Here is a 3,551-nt window from a genome sequence, read left to right as displayed (position 1 = left end):
CCCCAGAGATTCTCCCACTTGCTCTAGGGTGGTAAAGTCCACATGAGCGGTGAGATCCTGGGATCCCACCCGAACATAGGGATCCGTGTAGCTGCCGTGCTGTCGATAGGCCAGGAGCGTACCTTGGGCGCGGTGGGGGCTGTAGTAGCGCTGGGCGGTGTGGCCATAATCGATGGTGAGCACGTAGCCTCGCCGGAGCTTGCGGGCCAGGAGCTGCAGCCACTCCAAGGCTTTTAGGTTCACCTCGGTTTGGTAGCCCGACGGATAGGTTTCTACAGGGATCCCCAAGCGGGCAAAATACTCCCTCAGCTCAGGAGTGGACAGATCCCCCAGCACTTCCCGGAAGTTGGCTTCTGCAGCCTCGCCGCAATCGACATAGATTTCTCGCAAAGCCCCATCCTGCACCTGCACCCGATGCACCGGAAAAGCATCCACCAGCTCATTGGAGAAAAAGCAGCCTGTAACTGAGTTATCCGGGATCCCGTCCCAATCCAACCAGCGCACCTTCTCCCCAAAAGGGGCCAACCGCTCCTGCTGGAGCTGCCGCAGATGGGCAGAACGCTCCAGGATCCCATATTCCAGTGCCTGCCAAAAAGGGGGGTTAGCGGAGCGCACGTAGGTCAGCCAATCCTGGGCCAAGCGACCGCTGCCCGCCCCCATCTCGATGACCGTGAAGGCAGAGGGGGATCCCAAAATGTGCCAGAACTGAAGGATCTGCTCTGCCAACAGTTGGGCAAAGTCCGCCGCCAGGTGGGGAGAGGTGAGGTAGTCGGGGCCAATCGGGGATCCCTGCTCGTAATAGCCCAGCCCTGGCTCGTAGAGAGCCCACTCCATAAACTGGGCAAAGGTCACCGGTCCCTGAGCGCGAATGCGGCTGACAATCAACTCCTGCAACTTCTGCGTGGCCTGAGGTGTCGATAGAGAAAGACTCGGGTCGCGTAGGTGTTGCTCAGGAGCGATCACAGGTGAGGATTCCAGGGATCCAGACTTACTCAACTCAAACTTACTTGTTCAGGGGACGACGCCAATTTTGGCGAAACTGACGGTTTGAGAGCAGCAGCACCGGCCAGAGGGCCGATACCAGCCACTTCCCAGATCCCGAATAGATGCGATCCGCCTTGCGGGCCGAGTACCAAACTCCACCTGCATAGATTGTCAAGAGCAAAAAAGGCCACATCTCAACCCATCCTATTCAACGCTGCTCACCAGGTCAGGGATCCCCAATCAGTAGGCATCCTGCAGCTCATAGAAGTCAGGCGTGATGTAGTCCTTGCGCAGGGGCCAACCTATCCAGTCTTCCGGCATTAAAATCCGCTTCAGGTTCGGGTGTCCCTCGAAAACAATGCCGTACATGTCGTAGGTTTCTCGTTCCTGCCAATCCGCCGACTTCCAAATCCAGTATACGGAAGGCAGCCGTGGATCGTGGCGAGGCAACTTTACCTGGAGCCGCACCTCCTGAGGGCGATCCGCCCCGTCTGACAGCTTGATCAGGTGGTAAAGGCTGACCAGTGGCTGCCCTGCCCCCAGGTCATATCCGCACTGACACTCCAGGTAGTTAAAGCCGTAGGCATAGAGGGCGGTACACAAGGGTAGGAGAAAGTCCCGCTCCACCTCCAACAGCTCTACCCCCGCTGCGTCTCTCCCCAAATACTGGTGCTCGAAGCCGTTGTCGGCCAGAAACTGGGAAACCGGGCCCCGCTCCACCATCGCCAACGGATCCGATTGCTCGCCTACCGCTGGCGGCGCTTGTTTTTCCTGGGCATTCTCCTCTGCCATCTCACACTCCTCCCTGCAAGGCTTTGAGCTGCTGTTCCGCCCGCTTAAAGTCGGCGGTTTGCAAGGCCGGGGGCACTGGCAAGCCAATGGCCGCAGCCAGCTCTGGCGGGGGAGCTTGGCGGGTCTCGCTCTCCAGATACTTGCCGGTGATGATCTCCGGCACAGGCTTGAGGTTGTGCTTAACCGTGTAGTAGCGGTGGGTTTGCTGCAGACGGCCTCGTTCCCGCATGTCCTCGGCGGCGATCTTCTTGCGCAGCTTGACAATGGCATCCATGATCGCTTCTGGACGAGGAGGGCAGCCGGGAATGTACACATCCACCGGGATCAGCTTGTCCACCCCCCGCACTGCCGTGTAGGAATCGGAGCTGAACATGCCACCGCTGATGGTGCAGGCCCCCATGGCGATCACGTACTTCGGCTCAGCCATTTGCTGGTAAAGCTTGACCAACGCCGGCGCCATTTTCATGGTGACCGTACCTGCCGTGATGATCAAATCAGCCGTGCGCGGCGAAGAACGAGGCAGCAGGCCAAAGCGGTCGAAGTCGAAGCGGGATCCCAGCATGGCGGCAAACTCGATGAAGCAGCAGGCGGTGCCGTAGAGCAGCGGCCAGAGGCTGGACATCTTAGCCCAGTTGTACAGGTCGTTCACCGTCGTCAGAACGACGTTGTTGGAGAGGTCGGTAGTCACCTGGGGGGCAGCCCCCGGAAACAAGACTTGCGATTTCTCAGACGTCATGACCATTCCAATGCTCCTTTTCTCCAGGCGTACACAAGACCCACCACAAGGATGGCGATGAAAATCAGGGCCTCCACAAAGGCCAACAGCCCCAAGCGGTGAAACGCCACTGCCCAGGGATAGAGGAACACCGTCTCTACATCGAAAATGACGAAGACCAGTGCGAACATGTAGTAGCGAATGTTGAACTGGATCCAGGCTTGCCCAAACGGCTCCATGCCCGACTCGTAAGTGCTGCGCCGCAGGGATCCCCGCCGCTTTGGCGCTAAGAGTGCGGAAGCCCCCAGAGCCAAAATCGGCAGCAGAGAGCAGACGATTAGAAAAACCAGCAAATACTCGTAGCCGGACAGAACAAACACGACGCCAGACTGCCTCAGGTGCTCAACATTTAGATACGTTTCCAGTATAGAGCCAGTCTGGGGCTCCCCTGCGCCACGGGATCTTCAGTTCTATTGATGATCATGATTGTTGGGAGCGGCGTTTTTCCAGCCAGCCCCACACTCCGCTCACCACCGCCCCGGCCATCAGGATCCCCAAAGCCGGCTGAAACAAAGGCAGCCAGAGCCGCATCCAAAGTTTGTAGCCCAGTGGGATCCCAAGAAAAGCCCCGGTTACGGAAAAGACAAACCAGACAAACCCGGCGAACACCAGAAAGACAACGGCAATCAGGAAGTTATCCAGCCAGCGCTTGAGGTCAGAGGAAACCATAGGGATTGAGGCAGAACAGCTTGAAGTAGACCCAGAGGCAATCTGGGAACCGAACCTTTTGGGCCGCTAATGCCGATATCTCAGCATCTTTCACCCAGACAGACTGCCGGAATAAGTTCAACAGACAGGGTAGCTTACCCCAGCACTTGGTGAAGATCCCACGTGCACCTTTTTGGGTAGAGTAAGCTGTGCCGGCCCGCTGCTGACCCGCTGTGAACACAACCCAAAACCACGGTAGCGCCAGTAGGATTCCCCAGCCAGCCTGCTAACAATAAGTGAGATTTCCCTTCTGCCGCTTGGTCAGCTCAGCTAGAAATCGCAGGAGCCCCGC

Annotated in this window: 6 protein-coding genes; all 6 read right to left on the bottom strand. The window is 57.9% G+C overall.

All coding sequences use genetic code 11. From position 1 onward, the window contains the following. Nucleotides 1-996 (bottom strand): class I SAM-dependent methyltransferase (locus tag NW815_RS13655; RefSeq protein ID WP_414416127.1); only part of this gene is annotated, 996 nt, incomplete at its 3' end. A gap of 7 nt (nucleotides 997-1,003) precedes the next feature. Then, on the bottom strand, nucleotides 1,004-1,177 hold the full coding sequence (locus NW815_RS13650; protein ID WP_414390411.1) for a hypothetical protein: 174 nt from the start codon (nucleotides 1,175-1,177) through the stop codon (nucleotides 1,004-1,006). Nucleotides 1,178-1,224: 47 nt separating this feature from the next. Further along, entirely contained in the window at nucleotides 1,225-1,776 is a 552-nt protein-coding gene (locus tag NW815_RS13645) for an NAD(P)H-quinone oxidoreductase subunit J (protein WP_414390414.1), read from the bottom strand. 1 nt (nucleotide 1,777) lies between these two features. Beyond that, nucleotides 1,778-2,518, bottom strand: coding sequence for an NADH dehydrogenase subunit K (locus NW815_RS13640; RefSeq protein ID WP_414331499.1), 741 nt, complete (start codon nucleotides 2,516-2,518; stop codon nucleotides 1,778-1,780). After that, a complete protein-coding gene (gene ndhC / locus NW815_RS13635) occupies nucleotides 2,509-2,871 on the bottom strand; it encodes a photosynthetic/respiratory NAD(P)H-quinone oxidoreductase subunit C (protein WP_011433900.1) in 363 nt (120 codons plus the stop codon). Before ndhC ends, NW815_RS13640 begins: the two co-directional genes overlap by 10 nt. 100 nt (nucleotides 2,872-2,971) lie before the next feature. After that, nucleotides 2,972-3,220, bottom strand: a complete 249-nt coding sequence (locus NW815_RS13630) for a hypothetical protein (RefSeq protein WP_011433899.1) — start codon at nucleotides 3,218-3,220, stop codon at nucleotides 2,972-2,974. Nucleotides 3,221-3,551 lie beyond the last annotated feature (331 nt).

This window comes from Synechococcus sp. R6-7 (assembly GCF_047461695.1).
GTDB lineage: Bacteria > Cyanobacteriota > Cyanobacteriia > Thermostichales > Thermostichaceae > Thermostichus.
This window is presented reverse-complemented; position numbering and strand designations above follow the sequence as displayed.

Bases quoted from the DNA above. Each gene is read 5' to 3' on its own strand.
- NW815_RS13640 (WP_414331499.1), bottom strand. From the start codon at position 2,518: ATGGTCATGACGTCTGAGAAATCGCAAGTCTTGTTTCCGGGGGCTGCC.
- NW815_RS13650 (WP_414390411.1), bottom strand. From the start codon at position 1,177: ATGTGGCCTTTTTTGCTCTTGACAATCTATGCAGGTGGAGTTTGGTAC.
- NW815_RS13630 (WP_011433899.1), bottom strand. From the start codon at position 3,220: ATGGTTTCCTCTGACCTCAAGCGCTGGCTGGATAACTTCCTGATTGCC.
- NW815_RS13645 (WP_414390414.1), bottom strand. From the start codon at position 1,776: ATGGCAGAGGAGAATGCCCAGGAAAAACAAGCGCCGCCAGCGGTAGGC.